Below are 24,300 nucleotides of genomic sequence, written 5' to 3'. Positions count from 1 at the left end.
TCACTAGTACGAATTTTACAGAGGACCGATAAAAGAATTATGAAAAGCCTTGTCGATAAAACAACAAAAACCGCGAAGCGGCAAGCCTTCGCGGTTTTTCAGGATTAAAGAAAAAATTTATTTTTTTATATCCCCCATGAATTCCCTAAATTTTTCGGCGATTTCTTTGGATCGGGTATGGTGTAAATAATGATCTCCTTCAAGCGTGATCACTTTTCCGTTTACGGAATCTTTGATTTGTTCTTGATGCAGCGGTATCCATCCCTCAACGTCCGTATTATTCGCTTGCAAAAAGAAAATGACAGGTAGTGTTTTTGGGAACGATAACTGTTGAGCCCCATCGAAATTAGCAGTGAAATTTTTCATTTCATTTAAAGTAGTGTCATTATATATATTTTTATTCGTAATCATTCTCATTTGTTCTTTTGTTTTTTCGTCGAAGTCTGATGAAGCATAGGGATCGCCTTGTAGTTTTATCAGTAATCTTAAGAGACCTGATTTTTTCATTAGTTTGAACGTTGTTGTCGGGACTTCAGCATCTACACCGCCTTGCGTCGGAACGCTGCTATCGATCCCGACAAAGGCACTCACTTCGTTTTTATATTTGTTCACGTAATCCAGTCCGTAAATGCCTGCAATGGAGTGACCCATTAAAATATATCGATCGATATTAAGGCTTTGCAGAGCTTGATGAATTTCGCTTACGATATTGTCCATGGTTCGTTCCTTTTCGGTTTCATCGCTTAATCCGTAACCGAAAGGCTCAATCGCGACGACTTTGTAATATGGAGATAGCTCTTCGATAAGCGGCTTAAAATCAAGCTCCGGCGCTGCTGTTCCATAACCGGGCAGGAGTACGACCGTTTCTTCGCCCTTTCCTTGAATCGTAACATTCATATTTTTCCCATCAACGGTGACGAACTGGCCATAGGGTTCTATTTTCCCTTGCTCCGATTTGTTGCAGACCCTATTCACGATAAAAACAATGACTAGAAAAAGTCCGATCGCAATCGCTATAACTCCTATTGTTTTAAGTAGTATGGTCATCGTCTTTTTCACTCGCATCTTCCCCTGTCTTCGTCTGTTTGTTAGGTTACTTTATAAGCCGATATGGAAAGCTTATACGACGAAGATGGACTCTCCGTGACGACAATATGAACGGAGTATGAACACCAAAAAAGCTACGGCGTCAACTGCAAGAAACTTGCACTAAATGCCGTAGCCTTAATCCAATTCATCCGTTGGCGCAGTGAGGGGCAAGTTAACCATGACGGTCGTTCCTTGACCGAGCTCGCTTTCCACTCGGATGTCGCCTTGATGAAGCGATACGATCTGTTTGACGATGGCAAGTCCCATGCCGCTACCGCCATACTTTCGACTGTGGGAACGATCGGCCTTAAAAAACCGATCGAATATACGCTTCTGATCCTCGGGGGAAATCCCTATGCCGGTGTCCGATATTCGGACGATTGCGTTATGGGTATCTTGTTTGATGCTGACGTTAATAACGCCGCCATCCATGGAAAATTTGATGCTATTGCCGAGTATGTTCGTCCATACCTGGGTTAATAGTTCATGATCGGCCGTTATTCGAACGGCCTTCAAATCTAGCTCGAAACGGATGTTGCGAGCCGACCATTGCGGCTGGATCGCGACGATGATTCGTCTAATCTGTTCATCAAGACCGAACGTCACCATCCGCAGTTGCTGTGACTGCGATTCAAGCAAACTCAGCTTTAACAGGCTATCGCTCATCTTGGACATCCGATCCGCTTCGGCGATAATAATATCGAGATAACGGCTTCGATCGTTATCCGCAATGTCATCTTGCTTGAGCGCCATGGCGTAACCGGATATCGAGGTGAGCGGCGACTGAACTTCGTGAGACACGTTCGACACGAATTCTCTGCGCATTTGCTCAAGCTGCTGCAGATCATGCATCATTTCTTCGAAGCTGCGAGCCAAAGTACCTATCTCGCCCTTTTGCTTAATATTCATCTTAACGTTGAAATCTCCAGCTGCTATTCGCTTAGTCGCTTTTGTCAGCTTTTTGATCGGTTTGACAAGAAACATAGCGGCCAACAGAATCAATAGGCTTCCTGCTAGCAACGAATAGGTCACAAAATTCAAAATCCATTTGACGAGAAATGAAGAGGAAGAGGGGGCGAGCTGTTCCACGAACATCGCTTCTATTCCCATTTCCGTTTTCAACGGCAAACCTAAGAGCACGGGATCAACGCCGTTCGTCTGGACTTGGACAACGTCTCCGTCGAGTACTTCTTTTACTTGTTCCATCGTCACGTTAAAAGTATGGTGTTCGTTATTTTTTCCGAAAGACCGGAACTTACCCGTTTCATCGTATATTTGAATATGAAAAGAATTGAGCTGCTTCATTTCACTTACGAACGAGTCCGCTTCGCGTAACGGAATTGTCTCGTAAATCCGGGCGATATCCCTGCCGAAGTCATTTAAGGTAATTTGCAAGTTTTCGTTCAATTTCTCTTTATAGACCCAAGTTGCCACAAAAAACGCAATGATCGTCCCTCCGATCACGGAGACTAGAAATGTCAGAACGACGCGCGTATATAAGGAATTAATCATTCGTATACCTCAAGCCGGTAACCAAGACCACGTACGGTCTCGATGCGAAAATCGGATGCGTTAGCGAACCGCTCGCGCAGGCGTTTGATATGCACGTCTATCGTTCGATCATCTCCAGCGTAATCAATCCCCCAAATCTGGTCGATCAGCTGTTCGCGCGTATACACTTGTCCTGGGGTTCCGGCGAGCTTATACAGCAATTCAAACTCCTTGAGCGGCAACGAGAACGACTCCGTCCCTCTCATCACTTTATAAGCCTGCCGATCGAGAGTGACGTTGCCGAATTGGATCGTCTGGGTGGAGCCAATCCGGTAGCGTTTCAATAATGCCCTGACACGAGCCGTCAACTCCAACGGATCGAAGGGTTTCGTCAAATAATCGTCCGTCCCTAATTCGAACCCTTTCACTTTCTCCCATGTTTCGCCTCTCGCGGTCAGCATAAGTAACGGAAGATCGGGATCGGCTTTTCTGAGCTCCTTGCATAATGTCCAACCATCCATGATCGGCATCATAATATCTAACACGACAAGATCGATATGCGTTGAGGCGTAGACGGTTAGTGCTTCCTTGCCGTCCGCGGCTTCGACTGTCGCGAATCCGTCGTTGCGTAGAAATAAACAGACGAGTTCGCGAATGTTCTCATCGTCGTCGGCAACAAGTATCGTAGGCATCCGTTCCCTCTTTCCCTGTCTTTCATCTAGCCATTATACAATAAATCGGAAGCGTTGAATAAATCATCCGCCGTGCGATCTTCCTACTATGACTTCTCCCAATCATTCCTGTATAATCGGGTCAGGATAACCAACTTTAGATACTGGCAGGAAGCGTGAGAATGAAAAAATGGCTTGCTATTCTTTTCTACGCATTAATGGTTTATGTCCTTTTCTTAAATAAAACCGAGCTGCTGGCTTGGATGCAGCAAGGCTCCCATTCGATGTTTCTGATGCTTTTGATTACGATCTGCCTTACTTTTTTTCCCGTACTCCCTTACAGCGTCGTCATTGGGATTATGGCATTTGTTTACGGCACTTTCCCTGGCGCGTTGTTATGCTGGACAGGCGCTTGGATTTCTTCTCTTCTGATGTATGCTTACGCTAGATTTTTTTATGGCGATCAAGCAGAAATCTGGCTGTCGAACAACGAACGAGTACAAGCTTTTACTGCCAAAATGAAGAGGAATCCGTTTGTTTCCATCTTGTTGGCACGTCTTGTTCCGGTACTTCCGCAAGCGATCGTTTCCGTTTATGCCGGTGCCGCTTCCATTTCATTTCCGTTATATGCGTTAGCATCCGCAATAGGTAAAATTCCGGGAATGCTGTTTTACGCTTTTATTGGCAAACATCTTCTTGGCTTTCTTTTATAGATGAAGCCACCCCACCTAATAAGAAAAGGTCAACCAGATCAGTTCTGGTTGACCTTTTCCTTTGAAGAGGACCCAAGTGGGCTAAGTCTCTTGCCTGTTTCCGCTAATTCAAGAATCCCGCATTTTGCAGCATTCTCTCCAGCAACACGACCGTTTCCGCGCGAGTGGCGGTGGAGCCGGGGTTAATGCTGCCAGCACTCCCGGTCAGCAGTCCGGCCTGCGCAAGCGATGCGACTGCGGATTGGGCCCATCCGGAAATCTCCGTGCGATCTTTGAACTTCAAAAGAACTTGATCCGCGCTTGCCGCTGGCAGCGGCTTCCCGATGAACTGCAGCGCCCTTTGGATCGCGACGGCCATTTGCTCGCGCGTGACCGCCTCGTCCGGGCGGAACGAGCCGTCCTGGAAGCCCGAAATGATACCTGCGGCTACGGCCGCTTGAACGGTGCCGGTATACCAGGCACCCGAACGGATGTCTTTGAATGGCAGGACGTTTCCTTGGGTAGCGTTCAAGCCCAAAGAGCGGACTAATAACGCGGTGAATTCGGCGCGGGTGATTGGGCCGTTCGGACGGAAGCTCCCGTCTTGGAATCCGGCTACCATCAGCTTGGACGCCATCTTTTCGATATCTCCGCGAGCCCAGTGTCCCGTTACGTCGCGGAATGACTTCGGCGAAGACACCACCGCATACAAACTGTTCGTCGGACTGAAAAATTGGGCTTTGCTGCCGCTAATTACCGCCGGTACGAACGATAACGTGCCATCTGCTTCAATCCGTACGACCGTTGCTGCTTTCGCGTCGACGGACGCAGGGAGCAAGATCGTTCTTGGCGCATAAACCCCCGATACCAAATGGACTTCCGTCGTACGTCCATTTGCCGTCGCCATGATCTTGAACTCGAATACAGAGCTCAAAGCTCTCGCTCCGTTTGCCTCCGTTTTAGCTAGAGCAGCCGCGAGTTCCGCGCCGTCTAACGTTTGAAGTTGGATGGAAATGCCGACTTGATCCGCATTTGCCCCCAGCTCGCGGGCGACGGCAGTTAAATCTAGAGCTTTCAGCGGCAGAGAATAGCTTACTCTATCCATATTGACCACGATCGTCGCATCCGGAACGGACTTGGATGCCTCGATCAAGCTGCTAGCAGGTAAGCCCGCTATTACTGAAGACGCGTTCGTTTGCGAATTGATAATCACTTGCTGCGACGCTTTGTTTTTCCCGGTTAATTGCGAGAACGCTTCGGACAACGAGCCTGAATCGACTGTAAGTTGTTCCGCCTTGCGACCGGAAGCGTCCGTCTCGACATTGCTCTTCACTTTCGACGGATCCATGGTTACTCCGGAGGAGCTATTGCCGCCTTCGTTCGGCGTAGTCGGTCCGCCTGCACCTGGGCTTCCTGGGTTTCCTGGGTTTCCTGGGTTTCCTGGGTTACCGCTATCCTGATTATCCGTAACCGTAATGGAGACGGTCACTTGCTTCGAACCCGAATATGCCGTAATTACCGCGCTGCCGATGGATAGGGCCGTAATCAATCCGTTCTGTGCCACAGCGACGATCTCCGGATGTTCGGACGACCAGGATACTAGATCGGCCGGGACAAAAGGAGTTACTGTCGCTATCAGTTGCGATGTTTGACCTTTGTTTAATGACAGCGATTGTTTATTCAAAGAAATTGCGTCGACTTGGAACGGGACAACGATTTCTAAAGAGTACGTTCGGAAAGCCGCCCCGTTCTCGGCAACGCCCGTAACCGTAATGAGATTTTTCCCCGTTGTCACCGCGACGGATTTAGCGTTTCCGCTTATTACCGTCTCATTGTTAATGCGAAGGGAAGCCTTCGTATGTTGCAAAGTTGCGACGATGCTAACCGATTGGGTTCCCGGCAACATAGTAACGGTTGTCATAGAATGATTCAAATCTACGTTCTTGCCGCCGACGGTTATCGACTGCAAACCGGCTTCGTTGCTCGCCGTCTGTGCCGTGTCCGCGTTAACCGACGTTCCGGCGCTCAAGGAATAATTTCGTTCCGGTCCGTCCGAATCGACGTACACCCGGAAGGCAGCCGACGTACCCGGCAACGTCTTCCCTGCCAAATGAAGTCTGATCTTCTCTCCGCTTTTAAGGGAAATACCGTCGACGACCACATATTTACCGTTCCTATTCGGCATGATCTCGGAGGCGTTCAGCAAGCGCGGCAGTTCATCGCCAATCGCTACGACATCCTGAGTGGTCGCGGAAATCCCCTCCGGAAGCACAAAGGTGACCGTTCCCAGCAGACTGTCTTCCCCTAACGTTTCCGTAATGGTAATATCCGTCGAACCCTGAGTGCCGGATATAAGCGCGGACACTTGACCTGTCCGGCTCGCTTTCGAAACGACCGGCGCCTCGGCGGCAACAGGAACATCCAATGTATACATCCAGACCTGCTCTTTATCGCTGTTCGCCACGCCGAAGTCATTGTCGTTGGCGATTACGATCGTATGAGCGTTGGGCAGGGCCAGCCCTTCCAGCTTGGCGTTGGGATATCCGAACTCAAGCGGATTGAGAACAAGCGATTTATTCGCGGGCGACACGGTCAGAACCGATGAATTTGCTAAGGTGAAATCGTACGTCTTATTAGCGACGAAGCCGGATTGAATTTTGGATTCCACCGTAGTGCCCGTCGTTTGATCGAGCTTGCCCAGAATGTTCGTAGCATGGGAGAAATCCGCCATGTAAATCATTTTGTGGGCGACTTTCCCGTCGCGTTCATCCACTAGAACATGATCTTGATCGAGTGCCACGATATCCGAGATCATGTATTTGCCGCCGATGTCGGTTACATATACATACTCCCCGACGGTTTCCGGCACCGGTTTGCTCAAGTCGATCTTCAGGAATCGCAGGGCGAAAGACTTCGACGGATCCGAATTGGCCGGATTTGTTAAAGGTCCCTGATTTACGACGAACAAATATTTTCCGTCCGGAGTAACCGATGCCCCTTCAAAGCCTTTGTTCGGATCCCGCATTCCGAATACGGCCGGAATTACGCCGCGAACCGGAACTGCCGGAGCATTCGAGAAAAGCGCTTCTTCCCCGCTCGGAACTAGCCGTTGCAGGATCGTACCGTCGCGCTTCACTTGAACGAGACTCGGGCGATATTCCTCGCCGATCCAGAACGTGTCGTCCTTCGGATTGTATCCGATGCTCTCGATATCCAAACCGTAAGGATCGGCAGGAAGCACCCTGTTGTTCGCTCCGATCGGCACCTCGTCGAGTTGTCCGTCAACGGGAAGCTTAGCTCCGCTGTTCGAAGGGAAGTTGGAAATTCCGGAAATGAGACTCGTACCCGTCACCGGATCCAAATACCCTGCCGGCAAGCGGAGCGGAATTTGCTCGAGAACTTCGACTCGGCCGTTCTTTAACCGGATCTTGTCGATTTGCGGCGAGAAGGCCGGAACCGGAAATACTTTGGAATTAGGTACGTCCGCTTTATCTCCATTCGGACCTCTGTCCGTAATCGTGTAGTAAATATCGATCGGATCGCCGGGCAAGTGGATCAGTCCCGAGAATCCGCCCAGCTTTACGCTGTCTCCAACTTTATAATCGGTTCCGACATCGGTCACCGAATGGCCGACGATCGGGGCGTTGCTCAGCTCGAACAGACGAGCCTTCCAGGCTTGATTCTCGAAATCGAGAATAGGTTGCATATGATCAATAAGCGTAATGCCCGTGATTGGCGCCGAGTCGGACAGTCCGGCAGTCGAGACGGATGCTCCTTTTAGTACGACGGACAAGTTTACTTTCGACGTCACCGGAGAGTTCGCCGTTCCCGCGATCGTAAACTTCACCGTGTTTGCCGCGGGATCCCCGACGGCCGATGCGGTAAATCCGACAGGCAAACCGTTGATGGCGAAATCCTGCATCGGAGTCAGCGTCCCGCTTTTTATCGTGCCGTTCGTCAGCTTCAAGGTAAAGGAATTGGCCGAAGAATCCAAGGCGGTATCCGAACTCATTAATAGGTTGGTATCGCCCAAAGGTTGCGCCGATACAGCCGTCTGCGCGGCAAAATGTCGAAGCGTAACCGTAACCGGGGGAGAGTCTTTAGACTCTCCGGTCGTTGCGATCGCAGCCGCTTTAATCACGATGCCCAGATCGATATCGTTTGTTACCGCGGTGCCGGCCGTACCGGCCAATTGGACGGCGACGCGATTGTTGGCCGGATCTCCCGTCACTGTCGCTATCAACCCCGGCGGAAGCGCGCTGATCGTATACTCCGTGCCGTTTGCTAATGCGCCGTTCTTGATGCCGGCATTGTAGGGAAACGAGAGATACACGGTGCTATAGCTTGAATTGACTGTTTTTCCGGAATCCATGACGATCTCGTTGCTTGCCGGATCTGTTTCCACGTACACGGTTTCCGGGTATCTCGTGCTCGCCGAGTTTTGCGGCGTTCCGTAGCTACCGCTCCCGATCACCGCAAAATCGTCGGAGTTATTGTCGGTATCCCAGCCGTTGCCGTATACGCCGCCGCCGACAGCGGTAGGATCAAGCGAGGCGTGCGAGACAGGCAGCTTGCTTGCGGCGATCGACTTCGGATCAAGCGCTTTGCGAACGATAGATTTAATGACGGAACCGGAAGCGGCTGCTTTGCTTCCTTCAGAGGCGTTCGCGCCGCCAAATCCTACGAAATCCACGACATGGATAGCATTGGCCGAAGCTTTGGGATCCGCCTTGTCCATAGCGACCGCATGATCAAGCAACGCGATTTTCCCGTCTTTGTTGTCGATATCGGTTCCGTTCGGATCTACCAAATCCGCGGCGGGAAGCGAATATTGAGGCGTTGCTGCATTTTGGCCCGCTTTTAAAGTGCCGCTGAAAGCGCCCAATTGGATAAGAAAATATCCATGCGCCGGGATGACGGGATGCGGCTTGGAAGCCGCAGACAGTCCGATAACGGTCCAAGTCGTTGCGGTTGCTCCGCCATATTGCAAGCTCCATCCGCTTACATCGACGTCGTGGTTGGACGGGTTGTACAGCTCCACGTAATCATATTTATACAGAGGCTGATTTTTAATCGTATTGTCGGCGTTATAGCTTGCCTGATTGCCGCCCCCATAAATTTCGCTGATAACGATAGGAGACTTTTCGGTCGGGTTGCCGCCGGAATCGCCTGCGCGATTTACCGCCACCGTATACGTTATCGTCGAGCCGTCTCTTGCCTTGACGGTAATGTCGATCGGATTGATCCCGTCATGGAGCGTAATCGTCTGCGAATTGAGCCCGGCAATCGATGCTCCATTCATCGTAATCGTGGCTCCGCTGTCAGCCGCCGTTGCCGTGATCGAAACGGAAGAAGCATCCGCGGGAACTTGGGTCGCATAGCTTCGAACCGGAACGCCGGCCGCATAACCGTCATAAGGAGTCAAATTAGCGAAAACGGGAGCCAAATCCACTGCAGTCGTTCCTGCCTTCACGACAAGCCCTGACAGATGACCGACGTCCAATAGCGCACCGTTCGACAGATCGTCTTTCATGAGTCCGAAATCCGATTTCGCTTGCAAGTAGTAATCGGCGGCAAGTCCGAGCAGCTTCGACTTAAAATCCGCCCAGGCAGCATCGTCCATCGCGGCTGCGAAGTTTGCCGCGAATCCCGTTTTGGATCTGGCATGAGCCATTGCATAAGCTTGCGCCGTATATTTCATGTAATCCGAGAAATCCGCTTTGGAGTTGAACGCTTTCGGACTTTTGGCGCTCGTGTAATCGCCTTTGCTGACGGCGATCGTTCGCACCAAGAAAGTCCGGCCTCCCATGGCCATCGTCCCCGCGAAGTTCTCCGTATTCGCCGACATTTTCTTATATAGGTCAGCGACCCGTTTTCCGTGATTCGTGCCATAAGCCTGGGTATATTCATTGGGATTAGCATCAACGTTCAAATAAAGGCTAGGAATAAACTCTTCCTTTACGTCAAGCAGAATATCATCGTCCGGCCCGCTGGAAGGACCTTCGATAACGACGTTAAACCTCATCGAGCCCCTGCTCGAATTGCCCTGATTGATGCGATAAACGACATCTTTAACGTTAAAGTAATTCGGATTATCGATTTTCTTGGCAGCGGCGAATTGACTTATGCTTACGAGATAAGACGCCCAGGCCACGTCGAATTGCTGGCGCTGCGCGACGGTCGGAACAACGTATTTACTGCTGTCCGATAGGAATGTTCTGGCATTTCCAGTCGCGGGAGCCGCTTTCTGCAATTGGTCGACTCGGGTCGACGCCTCCATCTGCGCGACCAATGATTTCGTAAAACCGTTGCCCAAACTGCTTGCGGTCAACTCTTTGGACAAATTTAAGCTTCCTTTTTGTAAGGAATCGAGCGTAGACCGATATTCGTCCAGAAACGTGCTTGCGATATCGTTCACGTCCGCGTCCGTAAGCGATTTTTCATTGGCATTGGCGCCGTTATCCCTCTCCAAATAGAGGCTAGGTACCATCCGAAGCAAATCCCAATAAAACGGAGCATCCGATGCGCTGTCGAAATCGTTCAAGTCGAACTTCACTTGTCCGTCGGCATTCTCGAACGTTCCGACATTTTGCAGGTGAGCGTCTCCTTGAATCGTTACGGTTAATCCAAGTTGTTTCCATGATGCAGGAACAGGTAAAACGGCCGTGTTCAAATCCTTGAAAAACACATCCGGCGTGCCGCGGAAGAAATCAAAGCCGGTTTTCGCTTGCGTGGCATATTTGTCCGACTTCATAGCGGGATCGGAAAAGAAGGCATTGCTTGCTTTCATGGTGCCGACGATAAACGTTTTTCTGGCCGGATCCACGACAGGGCTCATCTTCTCGATCGTAATGCCGCCGATCGGATCGGAATCCTGAATCGTCTGGCCGTTAGCCGTGGCGCTTTGCATAACGCCATTATGCAGAACAAGGTTGAGATGTACGTCTTCGGTAATCGGAACAGCCGGCGTCCCCGACAATTGGAACGTTATTTTATGATTCGCCGGATCGGTTGCGGCCGTTAACGACAATCCGGCCGGCAATGGCGGCGTGAAGGTGTAGGCATTGGAAGCAATCGCGCTTTTCAAGCCGACGGTGTCCACGTTCGGGACGGATAAAGCAATGGAAGAACGAACCCCATCTACTTTTGTCGTAGTGGACATCTTGAACGTGCCTTGATCAACGGTTGCCTGTACTTTCGTTGAGGGCGTTTGCGGCAGTGGCGCCGCGATCGAGAAAGATACCGCATCCGAATCGATCGTCTCTCCCGTAGAAACGGCGGAAGCCTTTACTTTCACGGTAAACGGCGTATCCGTCGAAATCGGATTCGAAGGGCTTTGCCCGATTTCGATTCCAAGTCTATGATTGGCCGCATCCGGCTTGACGATATAGCTTAAGCCAGCGGGCAATCCTGCCACAACGACGTCATTCGTATCGAATCCGCTTTTCAATCCGGTGTAGAAAGGAAATTGTAAGTAAACGGTATTATGGCTTGGATCGATCGCAGATGGGGTAGTCATCGCGATTTTATTATACTGAGCATCGGGTTGCGCGTAGATCATGATCGGCGCGGAGGCGCTGGAGGAGTTACGGACGTTGGCGGGGTTAGTTCCCGAAAAGGAAGTGCTTCCTCCAATGAGGAAATCGACGGCGTTATTGTCCGTATTGTAGCCATTGCCGTATTTCGCCTCGTTGACATTCGGGCTTCCGTCCGTGCTGTTCGTTGCCAAACCTGCACCGATCGGATCGGCCGGGTTAACCGCTTTGCGAACGGCATAATTGTATACTTTGATTACCCCTGCGGTGCCGGCTGCTCCGTCTGCATCATAGACAGCCAAATCTTTTAACGCAGCCGCATTCGCATCAGACCGGGGATCGGCGGCATTCGTCAACGAAGTGCCGTTGGCAACCAAAGCGATTTTTCCGTAATCCTTGTTCATTTTAAATAATCCGGTTGCAGCCGTTGCGGTTATATCCGGCGCAGGCAGATCGGATCCGTAAATCGGACTTTCCATCGGAGCGCCGACGCTAGGATCATGATCGAAATCTTCTTGAATGAGGAAATATCCGTGAGGCTTGATCGTCCCGGATAATCCGGTTAGCGTTTTCCAAGTCCAAGAACCGTTCTTGGGTTTATCCGCGTACTGAAGCGTCCAGCCGCTCAGGTCCACCGGTTGTTCGGTCGGATTATACAATTCGATAAAATCATACTTGTACATCGTGTTATTTTTAACTGTAGCCGTAGGGCCGCTGCCGTTAAAGCTTGGACGATTTCCGTTCGGGCTGAACTTGCTTATAACGACGCGATCGGCCGTCTTCGTGAACGCCTGGCCCGCGGCGGCTGCCGGATCGGGACGCAAGTCGAACCCTCCGATAACCGAATAACACGCGACCGCCACAATCAAAGCATACGTAATCGTCTTTTTTATCCTTGAGTTCAGCAACCTCAAAACTCCTCTCGAATCCAGCTCATGGTAATATTTATACAAGCGTACCAATCGATAGTCATCGGAAGGGAAGATAAACGTTAAATAAGTATTAAATGGATCCATTTAGCAAAAAAAAAGAACCTCTCTCGGCAGAGGTCCTTCTTGTCGTTATAGATGAAGCACGAGCTTGGCAACCGTGAAATAAATGATAAGACCCGTTCCGTCTACTAACGTCGTAATGAAAGGTCCGGAAATGACCGCGGGATCCGCTTTCAATTTATGAAGAATCAAGGGCAGCACGGCAGCTACGAAGGAGGCCCATAAGACGACCGTCATCGCCGTTACGGCGACGACAAACCCGACTTTCGCTTCGACTCCGAGAAATAAAGCTCGAACGTAAGCAATCAAGGAAATCGAAGCGCCGGTCATGAGCCCGGTCGTAACCTCCTTCCTCACCACCTTCAAAATATCCCGAAACTGAACTTCGCCTACCGCTAGCGCTCTAACCAATGTGGACACGGTCTGCGTTCCCGTATTGCCTCCCGTTCCGATCAGGAGCGGAATAAAGAACGACAGCGCAATCACTTCGCTCAGCGTTACTTCATAATGTCTTAGAACCGTTCCCGTGTAAGCTTCCGCGACGAATAACACCAGAAGCCAAATGATCCTTTTTTTGTATAATTGAAAAACGGAAGTTTTGAAATACGTGTCCGTTAGAGGTTGGCTTCCGCCTAGCTTCTGAATATCTTCCGTCGCTTCTTCATGGATGACATCGATCAAGTCGTCGACGGTTATGACGCCGATTAATCTGCTCTGAGCGTCAACCACGGGAAGTGCGACCAAATCATAACGGGAAAGAAGCTCGGCGGCTTCCTCTTGCTTCATCAACGCGGGGACGGAGATCACATCTTCCGTCACGATGTCCGATACTTTGGTTTTGGGATCCGATAAAATAATTTCTTTCAAAGAAACTACCCCGATAAGCGCCCCTTTGTTACTCGTGACGTATACATAGGACGTTATTTCCGCCTCATGCCCGATTTTCCGGATATGCTGCAAGGTTTCGTCTAACGTCCAGGAGCTGCGGGCCGCGATATAATCGACCGTCGCCAGGCTTCCGGCGCTTTGCTCGGGAAAAGTCATCAACGTCAGAACTTTGGACCGATACTCTTCCGGCAGATGGCCCAACAGTTTGACTGCCTGATACCTATGAAGAGATAACAGCATATCCGCGACGACGTCGCTTGACATCCCGTTAAGAACTTGCGAAGTGATCGGCTCCTCTAAGTTAGCGAAAATGCGATATTGCAACTCGGGCTCCAGATATTCCAATATTTCGGCGGACAGGTTTGGAGGCAATTGTCCGATCAATTGAAGTTGTTCCGATTTATCAAGCTTCTCTAGGCAGTCTGCCAGATCGAACGGCCTGAATGATTCGACGAATTCGATAAGGGAATGATTATCGGATTCCGCCACCATTTTTTTCATTTCTTCGAGTTGAATCATGAAGGGTATCTCCTTCGAGCATTATGTCATTCCCGTATTATCTTCAACATCATCATGGATTTTTACGCTTAGAACCAACCCGATCGCGATCATATTGATAAGAAGCGAACTGCCCCCGTAACTGATGAACGGCAAAGATATTCCCGTCAACGGAAGCAAGCCGATATGCATTCCGATATTTACGAAAATTTGAAACACAAGCATGCTAATAATTCCTACAACGACGTAACACCCCGCATGCCTCTTACTCTCCATGATCGTAATAATCATGCGATAAATCATGAGGAAATATAGCATTAAAAGAACCGCGGATCCCATGAATCCATATCGTTCGCCAATGATTACGTAGATGGAATCGGAATAGACGTACGGAATAAATCCATGCTCCGAGAAATAGCCTGAACCCCCGCTCAACCCGCCCGTACCTATCGCGTTAATCGCGTTAATGACATGCCACGATTTATTGGGATCGCTAGTCGGGTCCAAAAAGGTCTGTATTCTAGCTAATTGATGAGGCTGCACGAATCGGGTTAACAGTTCGTAATCCGCATGATACAACCACAGGATTAAACCGATCAGAACGCTGACAAAACCCACGAGCAGTATCATATAGATCGCACGTATGTTTCCCATCCACAGCATCCCGAGCAAAATGCCGACAAACACTAACGCTGTACCTAAATCAGGCTGTTTAAGGATCAGAAAAAAAGGAACGAGAACAATAACCGTAACGGGTAAAACATCCTTGAACAAGCGAAGCTTCTCTCCCGTCCGCTTATGCAGCATATGGGCTACTAACAAGATCGTGAATAACTTCGCTAATTCGGACGGTTGAAATTGAAAAGAACCTATGCTCAACCAACGAGACGAGCCGTTAAGGCTCTCTCCCTTAAACTTTACGAGAACAAGCATAACGATCCCGATTCCATACAAGAGATACGCTAATTTGCTTACCAGAAAGCGATAATCGAAAAACGCTATAAGCAACATCGGAACGCAAAACGAACCGAATAGCATCAGATTATTTATGTGCAATCCATCTAGTTTTGTTCCGGAAGTCGCATCGTAAATCGCAACGGTACCAATGGTGATCAGACAGGCCAAGAAAAAAAGAATTAAGGTATCCAATTTATTGAGCATTCGAATAAATGTCATACGTTTCCCTCTAAAATCATTCTGCGGATTGTTGATATTGTTCTTGTTTTCGTCGATTGTTTTCCCGCGAAATACTAAGTAAAATCCCGGAACAGGCTAAACACAGGATTAAAGACGAGCCGCCATAGCTGATGAACGGAAGCGGTATTCCCGTAATCGGCAAACAACCGGTTACCGCTCCGACGTTCAACACAAACTGAATAAAGATCATGGCTACGATCCCCATGCCCAATAAGAGTCCAAAAGGTTCGCTGCAGTTGTAAGACGCCACGAATCCTCGCCATAAATAGAAGAAAAAAATGATTACGAACAATACTGTGCCGACGAAACCCAATTCTTCTCCGATAACGGCAAAAATAAAATCCGTATGCGCTTCGGGCAAATAAAAAAGCTTCTGGACGCTTTGCCCTAATCCCGTACCCGTAAGACCGCCATGCCCTAATGCATAAAGAGATTGGATGAGCTGATACCCCGAGCCGTCCGGGTTATCGAATGGCTTCATGAAGGAGTTTATGCGTTCCAAACGATAGCTTTTATTGACCGCTAAATAAATAATCGTCGGTACGAGCCCTAATAAAAGCATGGCAAGATGCCGTGCGTCCGCACCGCCGATCATAATGATCGTCCCCGAAATAAAAAACAAAATTAAGACGGTACCGAAATCCGGCTGTTTCATGACAAGCAAAAGGATGAGTCCGACAACGAGAAGGATAGGCAGCAAGCCTCTCTTAAACTGTCTGAAATGCTCCCCTTTTTTGCTGATCAACGACGATAAATAAACAATGATCGTTAGCTTGGCGAATTCGGACGGCTGAAAGTTGAAGCCGCCTATGACGAACCACCTTTTCCCTCCATTAATGACGGATCCGATCACTAACACCAAAACAAGAAGCGATAAACAAGTTATTAGCAGGAAAGGAGCCGCCTTTTTCCACCAGGAATACGGAATGCCCATAAAAAGTAACATCAACAGCAAGCCAATCGAAGCGAATGCTCCCTGCCTCGATACATAATGCCAAGCGCTATGATATTTGGCGATGGCAATAGGCGAGCTAGCGCTGAAAATCATTATCAATCCTAGACCGACCAGGGTCATCGTTAACAGGAGAAGCAGAAAATCCGGGCGTCCTCTTATTTCGATTCCTTGCTTCAACTCATGAAATACCTCCTACGACAGTTGCTTTATCGGGGCTGGCGCGATATTCCTCTTTCGATTGCAGCATTAAAGTATCGTTACGCCAAACGTAGACATCCATTCCCGTTCCCGCATTGCCTAATGACCAGCTTAGAACAACCTCAGGCAAGCCATCCCGGTTGACGTCCGCGATTTTGGAATAATCCAGTCCGTAACCGAAGCCCTGGGTATCCCAAACGATTTGCCATTGAGCGCTCTTCTGCTTGAGCAGTGCGGCCTTAAGCGTTTTTCCGTGGAGCGGATTCTCTTTATAGACAATCAATGCTTCATCTATGCCGTCGCCATCCAGGTCTCCGAATGCTATACCGTTTCCTTGTCCTAACGTTTGAGGGACTAACTGAGCGCCTTTGGGCAACAATTTCTGAATCTCGTCCCATTTATTCTCCGGCAAACTTAATTCGGAGGTGGGCGGATTAATGAGTTCATTTGGAGTGACGGGCATTCTACACCCGCTAAAGTACAATAATGCAGCTACAAGAAACCCAGCCCTTGCGAGCTTGCTTATCGTTCTCATGATCTGCTCCTCGTCTTTTCCGGCTCATTGTTATATTTTATCGCTTAAAGAATTCTAAAGGGTTATGAAAAGGTTAAAATCATGGCTGAGTCACACAGGCAGATGGATTATCGCTTTCGTCCCTACTCCTATGCGGCTTTCTAACGTTAAAGTCCCGCCATGCTGCTTAATGATTTGGTCCGAAATGGATAACCCCAAGCCGCTCCCATGGGTGCTCCCGTTACCCTTGTAAAACTTTTGGAAGACATGATCGATGTCCTGCGAGGCGATTCCCGCTCCCGTATCCTCGACGATAATCCTAACCCCTCCTTCAACCTGTCGGGCAAAGATTTTTACGGATCCGTTATCGCTCGTGAACTTAAGCGCATTGTCTATGAGGTTTATCATCACTTGTTTCAATCGGTTCTCGTCGACTTGAACGGACGGTATCGTATCGCTTACGTCTACTTCTAACGTAATATTTAGCCGGGCAGCTCTAGGCGCCAATTGTTTGCCAATGTTCCGAAGAAAATCCGATAAATCAAGCGAAACCCGGTATAACTCGATTTGTCCGTTATCCCATTTCGAGAAATCGAGCAATTCATCGACCATTCGGGTTAACCTGTCCGTTTCCGTCTCGATGATCCGCAATCCGTCTTCGAGTAGGGTTCGATCTTCCCCCCGATTCGAATATAGAGTTACGGCCCATCCTTTGATCGAGGTTAACGGAGTTCGCAGTTCATGCGACACGGAAGAAATAAAATCGTTTTTAAGCGCTTCGTCTCGCTGGATCTTGGTCGCCATCGCGTTTAATGTATCCGCCAACGTTCCAAGCTCGTCCCGATATCGTTTTTTGGCTCTCGCGGAGAAATCGCCCTCCGACATTTTCCGAGCCGCGAATTTAAGTTCCGATACCGAACTCGTAATCGTTCTCGATAGGAGGACGCCAACAACGGTTACGATTGCAACGACGATAATCCCCACCGTAATCAAGATCTCCGAAATACGGTCGACGGTTTTTTTCGTTTCCGTAAGAGAAGTCACGTATCTGACTACGCCCGCGTTGCCGTCTACGCTTTGCAAAGGATAAGATACGGCTAAAACGGACTCATCGGTGGAAGGCTCGCGCCCCTGCCATATTCCGACATCTCCGTTACGAGCTTCTTGCACGTCCGGGTAATCCGTCATCATAGGACTCCCCCGCATTCCTGTAGAATCTTGAAGCAGTTGGCCGGATCGGCTAATAATCTGGACTTGGGCCGCGGAATGCTGGGAAAAACCTTTAAGTAACCGTTCGGTTTGCTTCTCTAAGTCTTCCGCGCTGAAATACTGATGAAAAAAAGACGCAGACAACTCCGCTTGGCTTACCAATGCCCGTTCAACGTTGCGATAATAATAGGATTTCACCGAGAAAATGAGAAAGATCTCCAATATCGCAACCGTAATCGCAATGACCGCGAGATAACTTCCTACTAATCTTTGCTGGATTCCCAAAAGTCAGCCGTCCTTCCTCCAACGATACCCCAGCCCCCACACGGTTTCGATCAGCCGAGGCTTAGAGCTATCATCTTCGATCTTTTCCCTCAATTTGCGAACGTGTACGTCCACCGTTTTCGTATCGCCGACGAAATCCTCGCCCCATACGAGGTTCAAGAGGTCGTTTCTCGACAATGCTTTATCGGGGTTTTCCAGGAACACTTTGATCATTTGATATTCTTTGGGCGTCAACTCGATGCAGCAGTCCGCTTTAAATGCTCTATTAGAATCCAGATCGACTCGGATCGTCCCGGACAACAGTACGTTTCTGTTCGTTGTCTCCGAATTCTCTACCTTCGCCGAATGGTGCGTGCGTCGTAAAACGGTCTTAATTCTCGCTACGAGCTCGAGCGGATTAAAGGGTTTAACGATATAGTCGTCGGCGCCAAGCTCCAGCCCTCTGATTTTTTCCGTATCCTGACCTCGCGCGGTTAGAAAAATGATGACGATGTTCGTATCGACAGCTCTGATTTTGTTGCATATTTCGAATCCGTCCATGTCGGGGAGCATAATATCCAGCACGACAACATCCGGACGGTTATTGTCGATACACTGCATTGCCGTTTCCCCTAACGCGGCTTCGGTAACTTGAAATCCGTTTGTCCGCAAATTAATCGCCACAAACCGCCTGATATGTTCGTCGTCCTCGACGACGAGGACATGGTTGCGTTGCGAAGGATTCATTCGATGCCTCCCGAAAGCTTTAGTTCAACTGCTAAGTGCATCTATTATAACCTGTTTTAAATCCTTGACAAATCGAAAAACAGGAATTAAGATTGCAAAGGAATTGAATAAATCCTCGTTAGGTGAGGCTCCTATACGAACACAGGCCACTGCCCAGAAATATCGAAAGATGCCCATGGGTAGAACAGGAATTGCCGGGTTAAGGCTTTTCATAAGGTGGCTAAGAGATTCGGTTCTCTTTACGTTGTATAGTGCCAAAGCTCGACTAGGGGGGAAATGACACGTGTTTTTTTGCGCGCTTTTTTAACCCTCTAGGCTGCTGGAGGGTTTTTGTTTTGCCATTTGACTTCTTAGGGGGGATCGCCGCTATGGATAGTAGTCCGAGTCGAATATGCCGTTTAGCCGTTAACAAGGTTGTACAGAGGGAGAATCGAACTTGCTTTGCTCTCCGTTCATTACGATGCTTATTGCCCCGTGAAAAAATCCATATGCGGCGGCCTTGTTTAAGCATGCGTTTTTGACCTGCGAGCAAATCATGAATGTTCGGATTCAGCTCTCTCTGGCTAACAGGGAGAGCTTTTTTTATTCCATTCATTTTATTTGCACAAGGAGGTCATCCACATGATCAAAGCTACGAAAAACAAAGAAAAATGGACCCAAGAAATCGCCGAGCGTCTCATTCAAGCCTCCCTTTCCGTAGAAGAGGATATCATAGAAGACTTGAACACCGCTTACGAAGGGCTTACGGAAGACGTTGCCCGGAAAAGACTCGATGAGCACGGGAAAAATCAGATTGTCCAAGACAAAACGCCGGCTTGGTATTTGCAATTGCTCGCCTGCTTCAAAAACCCGTTTATTCTGATTTTGCTCTCTCTTGCCGCGTTTTCCTATTTTATGGACGACGATCTCGAAGCGGTCCTCATTATTACGACTATGGTTACGGTCAGCGTCATCATTACGTTTACCCAAGAATACCGTTCCTCGCGAACGGCGGATAAGCTCAAAGCGATGGTAAACACGACCTCATCCGTTACCCGCCAAGCCGAGCGTAAAGAAATCGACATGGAGCTTCTTGTTCCCGGAGACGTGATTCATCTGTCCGCTGGCGACATGGTTCCGGCCGATGTGAGACTGCTCGTCTCGAAGGATTTGCATGTCGGCGAATCCGCGCTTACCGGCGAGGCGATGCCCGTGGAAAAACAGGTCACCCTCCCTCGAGATGCGCTGAAATCGGTCCGGAAACAGCAACAAGCATCGATGAATGCGCTGGAACTGAGCAATATGTGCTACATGGGGACGAACGTCATCAGCGGCTCGGCGAAAGCCGTCGTCGTGTCCACCGGTTCCGACACCTATTTCGGCTCCATGGCAGGTACGTTAATCGGGAAGCCGCCGCTTACAAGCTTCGATAAAGGGGTCAGGAGCATTACCTTCGTGCTGATCCGCTTCATGTTCATCATGGTTCCGATCATTTTCGTGCTCAACGGCTTTACGAAAGGAGATTGGTGGGAAGCTCTGTTGTTCGGCCTTTCGGTTGCGGTCGGATTGACGCCTGAAATGCTGCCCGTTATCGTGGCCGGCAATCTGGCCAAAGGCGCGGCGACGATGGCCCGCAATAAGGTCGTCGTCAAGCGGCTGAACGCCATTCAAAACTTCGGAGCCATGGATATTTTGTGCACGGACAAAACCGGTACGTTAACGCAGGACAAAATCATTCTCGAAAAGCACCTCGACATTCAAGGCAAGGAAAACCGGAAAGTGCTCGAATATGCGTTCTTGAACAGCTACCATCAAACCGGGCTCAAAAACTTGCTGGATGTCGCCGTTCTGGAGCACGCCGAGCTTTCCAGCATGTCAGGGATGGAACAGAACTACGAGAAATTCGACGAAATCCCGTTCGATTTCAATCGCCGCCGGATGTCCGTCGTCTTGGCAACCAGAGAAGACGACCACCTGCTCATCTGTAAAGGAGCCATGGAAGAAGTATTAGGCGTAACCTCCCATGTATTGGACGAGGACGGTCGACTGATTCCCATTACCTCGGAGCTAACCGAGAGCATTAGTCTGCTCGTCCGGAATATGAATACGGACGGCCTGCGCGTTCTGGCCGTCGCGATGAAACGAACAAGCCCAAGAACCGATGCTTACGGTGTACATGACGAGAACAATCTTGTGTTAGTCGGCTACCTCGCTTTCCTTGATCCGCCGAAGGAAACGGCGAAAACGGCTATACGGGCATTAAAGGACAACGGCGTCGAAGTGAAAGTCATCACGGGAGATAACGCGGCCGTCACGCGCAAAGTATGCAAGGATGTCGGAATAGACGTGAACGACATCTTGCTCGGAAGCTCTATCGATGCCTTAACGGATGAGAGGCTAGCGGACATCGCCGAGAGAACGACAGTATTCGCGAAAGTAAATCCGCTGCAAAAAGCGAGAATCGTTCGGGTCTTGAAAAGCAAAGGACACACCGTAGGCTTCATGGGAGACGGTATCAACGATGCCGCATCCCTGAAAGAAGCCGATGTCGGAATTTCGGTGGACACGGCCGTCGATATCGCGAAGGAATCGGCCGACATTATTTTGCTGGAAAAAAGCTTGATGGTGTTGGAACAAGGAATTATCCAAGGACGCATAACCTACGGCAATCTGATCAAGTATTTAAAAATGACCGCAAGCTCCAATTTCGGAAACATGTTCAGCGTATTGGTCGCGAGCGCGTTTATCCCGTTCCTGCCCATGCTTCCGATTCACCTTCTGATCCAAAACCTGTTTTACGATGTTTCGCAGCTTTCCCTCCCATGGGACACGATGGATAAGGAATATTTGAGGAAACCGCAACAATGGAACGCCAAGTCGGTCAGCAGATTTATGGTGTTTATCGGTCCGATCAGCTCGATATTCGATATCACGACCTATGCTTTAATGTGGTTCGTCTTCTCGGCGAATTCCGCTGAACACCAAACGCTGTTCCAATCCGGCTGGTTTATTGAAGGCTTGCTGTCGCAAACCCTTATCGTTCACATGATCCGTACCGAGAAAATCCCGTTTATCCAAAGCCGGGCAAGCGCTCCCGTCGTAGCGTTGACCAGTCTGATCATGGCTCTCGGCATCTATCTTCCGTTCAGCGGATTCGGAGCGGCCATCGGATTGCAGCCGCTTCCGGCCTCCTACTTCCCTTGGCTCGCGGCAACCTTGTTGGGTTACTGCATTTTGACGCAGCTCGTCAAAAAATGGTATATTTGCAAATTCAACGAGTGGCTTTGAGAGCATGTGCAAATCAAAAGCGTAGTCCTTTGCGGACTACGCTTTTGATTTCGGGGAAAACCCTAGTGGAATATTGAAGTGAGTAGGATAATCGCCCCGACTGCCCAACAATAATAAGCGAACGGCCTCATCGCTTGAATTTCGTGTTTTTTGAACCATTTCATTAATAGCCATACGGTTATATAAGCAACAACGGCGGCAACCGCCCCGCCGACAAGCGAAATGCGAAAAAGTCCGTCCATCCCCGATTTGGCCAGCTTGCGAATCTCAAGAACGCCGGCGCCTGCAATAATCGGAGTAGCCAGCAGCATGGAAAATCGGGCGGCGGATTCATGCTTAAGACCTGCCCAGAATCCGGCAATCATGCTGGACCCGGACCGCGAAAAACCGGGAATTAAGGCGAGCGATTGGAATAGCCCTACGATAAAGGCTTGTCCGAAGGTTAGATCATTGATTTCTTTGTTGCCGCGGGAACGTATTTTCTCCCCGAAAAAGAGGAAAACACCGTTGATCATAAGGAATACAGAAGCGCTAGTCACGCTGCTGAACAAGTGGCGGAGATTCTTTTCCAACGTTACGCCGATCAACGCGGCAGGAAGGGTGGCCACGATAATAAGAGCGAGCAATCTCCTCGAATCCTTGTCTCTCACATTGAAAAGCGAACGTGCAATCGAAAGCCATTCCCGTCTGAAAAAGACGAGCAACGCCAGAGCGGTTCCGACGTGCAACATCACCACGTACGGCAAAAAGTGATCCTTCAAAAATTCCTGGCTCAGATTCCAATGAAAGACGTAGGGAGTAAATACGCCGTGCGCCACGCTGCTGATGGGAAACAATTCGGAAATCCCTTGAATAATCGCGAAGATAATCGACTTCATATAATCCATGTTCTCTCTCCTCTTTCTTTTTCTATCGAATCATTTTCCTCTTACTTTTCCACTCCGACGACATCGCCTAATTTATGTTGGTTTTCTGCTTTCAAACCGACGTCTGCCCGCAATGTAGCTAGTGCCTGTATTAAATCCTCTTGTTTTATGTAAACGTAAGGGCTTTTCCAACTGGCGTTCATATTCAAGGATTGGATCTGCTCGGGTTTGATGCTATTAAAGTTGAAGATCCATTGACGCAGCACCGTTTCGGGCACATCGGTTTTCACGTTTTCGCCGATAATATCCAAAATTTTGCCCCACTGGGACATTCCTTGGAAAGCACCCAATTTCCCCGCAATATGCTTGATTACTTGCTTTTGTCGATCATTCCGCGCGAAATCGGACGACTCCTGTGTTCCCCGATTGGATTTGCGATACCTAACGAAATCAAGCACTTGCTGTCCGTTAAGCTTCTGAAGCCCTTTCTTCAAATCAATCCGAGTCCCGTCGACATTATCAACATACTTCATGTCCATGTCGACATCGATCTCAAGGCCACCGACCGCGTCAACCATTTGGCGCAAAGCGTCGAAGTTCACGACGGCCATATAATCGATCGGAAGCTTGAACAGATCGCTGAAAAATTGCTTCGTATTCGAGATGGCGGAAGCTTTGTCCTTGGCGTAATAATAAGCGAAATAATAATTGGCTTTACGGTCCGGCAATATTTTAGGCTTCAGTAGCAAGTCTCGAGGCAGAGAGACCATACTTGCCGAATGGGTTAGCGGATTAATGCTGACTAGCATAAGGACGTCCGTATTCTGCGTGCCCCCGCTCCCCGCCCGGCTATCTACACCGGCCAAAAGAACAATGAACGGTCTGATTTCCTTTTGTGCTTCGTTGGATGCGTCGGTTTTCATATTCATGGCATCGGCCGGTGCCGCAATCCGATGAATAGCCTCGTTCGCCTTTAAATAGATATAGCCGGCATAGCACGCCGTTGCAATGAGAAGCGTACCTGCCGTCAATCCGGCAATCCTTAAATAGTAACGCAACGATTTTGACTTTCTTTTCTTTGGCATGTTGTCCTCCTTGTCCATCAGCAACCATTTTATCTTTAATAGAAATGAAAAGGGTTATGAAAACGTAAAATTAACGGCTCGACCCAAAAGGCGTCATGCTCCTTCCGTTTGGAAAGCCCCCGTTTGGTTCATTTTCCACAAG

The 24,300-nt window shown here is 49.2% G+C and carries 14 protein-coding genes and 1 riboswitch; of the genes, 2 read left to right on the top strand and 12 right to left on the bottom strand.

Annotated features, from left to right (window positions below; genetic code table 11):
- Positions 1-117: 117 nt before the first annotated feature.
- The 3 genes from D7Z26_RS07255 to D7Z26_RS07245 all read right to left on the bottom strand — a co-directional run bounded on the left by D7Z26_RS07255 (position 118) and on the right by D7Z26_RS07245 (position 3,272).
- Positions 118-1,065: an alpha/beta hydrolase gene (locus tag D7Z26_RS07255; RefSeq protein ID WP_120975397.1), complete on the bottom strand. Its 948-nt coding sequence runs from the start codon at positions 1,063-1,065 to the stop codon at positions 118-120.
- 159 nt (positions 1,066-1,224) lie between these two features.
- Positions 1,225-2,601, bottom strand: a complete 1,377-nt coding sequence (locus D7Z26_RS07250) for a sensor histidine kinase (protein ID WP_120975396.1) — start codon at positions 2,599-2,601, stop codon at positions 1,225-1,227.
- Entirely contained in the window at positions 2,598-3,272 is a 675-nt protein-coding gene (locus D7Z26_RS07245) for a response regulator transcription factor (RefSeq protein ID WP_120975395.1), read from the bottom strand. Before D7Z26_RS07245 ends, D7Z26_RS07250 begins: the two co-directional genes overlap by 4 nt.
- Positions 3,273-3,433: 161 nt before the next feature.
- Between D7Z26_RS07245 and D7Z26_RS07240 the strand changes: the two genes are divergently transcribed.
- Positions 3,434-3,964, top strand: coding sequence for a TVP38/TMEM64 family protein (locus D7Z26_RS07240; RefSeq protein ID WP_120975394.1), 531 nt, complete (start codon positions 3,434-3,436; stop codon positions 3,962-3,964).
- A 103-nt stretch (positions 3,965-4,067) separates the two neighbouring features.
- Here the strand turns inward: D7Z26_RS07240 and D7Z26_RS07235 are convergent, their stop codons facing one another.
- The 7 genes from D7Z26_RS07235 to D7Z26_RS07205 all read right to left on the bottom strand — a co-directional run bounded on the left by D7Z26_RS07235 (position 4,068) and on the right by D7Z26_RS07205 (position 18,940).
- Positions 4,068-12,386 carry a DUF2252 family protein gene (locus D7Z26_RS07235; RefSeq protein WP_158602233.1) on the bottom strand — a complete coding sequence of 2,773 codons (8,319 nt, stop codon included), beginning with the start codon at positions 12,384-12,386 and terminating at the stop codon, positions 4,068-4,070.
- A 153-nt stretch (positions 12,387-12,539) separates the two neighbouring features.
- Positions 12,540-13,877 (bottom strand): magnesium transporter, encoded by a 1,338-nt coding sequence (gene mgtE / locus D7Z26_RS07230; protein WP_407643491.1) that lies wholly within the window; start codon positions 13,875-13,877, stop codon positions 12,540-12,542.
- 21 nt (positions 13,878-13,898) lie between these two features.
- A complete protein-coding gene (locus D7Z26_RS07225; RefSeq protein ID WP_120975392.1) occupies positions 13,899-15,032 on the bottom strand; it encodes an FtsW/RodA/SpoVE family cell cycle protein in 1,134 nt (377 codons plus the stop codon).
- 16 nt (positions 15,033-15,048) lie between these two features.
- Positions 15,049-16,185 (bottom strand): putative lipid II flippase FtsW, encoded by a 1,137-nt coding sequence (gene ftsW, locus D7Z26_RS07220; RefSeq protein WP_120975391.1) that lies wholly within the window; start codon positions 16,183-16,185, stop codon positions 15,049-15,051.
- Between the two features lies 1 nt (position 16,186).
- Positions 16,187-16,741: a hypothetical protein gene (locus D7Z26_RS07215; RefSeq protein ID WP_120975390.1), complete on the bottom strand. Its 555-nt coding sequence runs from the start codon at positions 16,739-16,741 to the stop codon at positions 16,187-16,189.
- 90 nt (positions 16,742-16,831) lie between these two features.
- On the bottom strand, positions 16,832-18,214 hold the full coding sequence (locus tag D7Z26_RS07210; RefSeq protein ID WP_120975389.1) for a sensor histidine kinase: 1,383 nt from the start codon (positions 18,212-18,214) through the stop codon (positions 16,832-16,834).
- 3 nt (positions 18,215-18,217) lie between these two features.
- Complete coding sequence (locus D7Z26_RS07205) at positions 18,218-18,940, bottom strand: response regulator transcription factor (RefSeq protein ID WP_120975388.1); 723 nt, start codon at positions 18,938-18,940, stop codon at positions 18,218-18,220.
- Positions 18,941-19,047: 107 nt separating this feature from the next.
- A riboswitch (M-box (ykoK) riboswitch) is annotated at positions 19,048-19,220 on the top strand.
- Between the two features lie 341 nt (positions 19,221-19,561).
- Here D7Z26_RS07205 and mgtA point away from each other — a divergent pair.
- Positions 19,562-22,207, top strand: coding sequence for a magnesium-translocating P-type ATPase (gene mgtA, locus D7Z26_RS07195; RefSeq protein WP_120975386.1), 2,646 nt, complete (start codon positions 19,562-19,564; stop codon positions 22,205-22,207).
- 62 nt (positions 22,208-22,269) lie between these two features.
- On the opposite strand, the gene D7Z26_RS07190 is transcribed toward mgtA, so the two are convergent.
- Both D7Z26_RS07190 and D7Z26_RS07185 read right to left on the bottom strand, forming a co-directional pair.
- Positions 22,270-23,094: an undecaprenyl-diphosphate phosphatase gene (locus tag D7Z26_RS07190; protein WP_120975385.1), complete on the bottom strand. Its 825-nt coding sequence runs from the start codon at positions 23,092-23,094 to the stop codon at positions 22,270-22,272.
- Between the two features lie 41 nt (positions 23,095-23,135).
- A complete protein-coding gene (locus D7Z26_RS07185; protein WP_120975384.1) occupies positions 23,136-24,158 on the bottom strand; it encodes an LCP family protein in 1,023 nt (340 codons plus the stop codon).
- Positions 24,159-24,300: the final 142 nt, after the last annotated feature.

Source organism: Cohnella endophytica, from assembly GCF_003628305.1.
In the GTDB taxonomy this organism is placed as follows: domain Bacteria; phylum Bacillota; class Bacilli; order Paenibacillales; family Paenibacillaceae; genus Cohnella; species Cohnella endophytica.
Note: the sequence above shows the minus strand (reverse complement) of the source record. Positions and strands in the feature narration are given on the sequence as shown.

What these genes read in the sequence shown, in the direction of transcription:
- D7Z26_RS07255 (WP_120975397.1), bottom strand. Translation starts at nt 1,065, where the DNA reads ATGCGAGTGAAAAAGACGATGACCATACTACTTAAAACAATAGGAGTT.
- D7Z26_RS07250 (WP_120975396.1), bottom strand. Translation starts at nt 2,601, where the DNA reads ATGATTAATTCCTTATATACGCGCGTCGTTCTGACATTTCTAGTCTCC.
- D7Z26_RS07245 (WP_120975395.1), bottom strand. Translation starts at nt 3,272, where the DNA reads ATGCCTACGATACTTGTTGCCGACGACGATGAGAACATTCGCGAACTC.
- D7Z26_RS07240 (WP_120975394.1), top strand. Translation starts at nt 3,434, where the DNA reads ATGAAAAAATGGCTTGCTATTCTTTTCTACGCATTAATGGTTTATGTC.
- mgtE (WP_407643491.1), bottom strand. Translation starts at nt 13,877, where the DNA reads ATGATTCAACTCGAAGAAATGAAAAAAATGGTGGCGGAATCCGATAAT.
- D7Z26_RS07225 (WP_120975392.1), bottom strand. Translation starts at nt 15,032, where the DNA reads ATGACATTTATTCGAATGCTCAATAAATTGGATACCTTAATTCTTTTT.
- D7Z26_RS07215 (WP_120975390.1), bottom strand. Translation starts at nt 16,741, where the DNA reads ATGAGAACGATAAGCAAGCTCGCAAGGGCTGGGTTTCTTGTAGCTGCA.
- D7Z26_RS07205 (WP_120975388.1), bottom strand. Translation starts at nt 18,940, where the DNA reads ATGAATCCTTCGCAACGCAACCATGTCCTCGTCGTCGAGGACGACGAA.
- mgtA (WP_120975386.1), top strand. Translation starts at nt 19,562, where the DNA reads ATGATCAAAGCTACGAAAAACAAAGAAAAATGGACCCAAGAAATCGCC.
- D7Z26_RS07190 (WP_120975385.1), bottom strand. Translation starts at nt 23,094, where the DNA reads ATGGATTATATGAAGTCGATTATCTTCGCGATTATTCAAGGGATTTCC.
- D7Z26_RS07185 (WP_120975384.1), bottom strand. Translation starts at nt 24,158, where the DNA reads ATGCCAAAGAAAAGAAAGTCAAAATCGTTGCGTTACTATTTAAGGATT.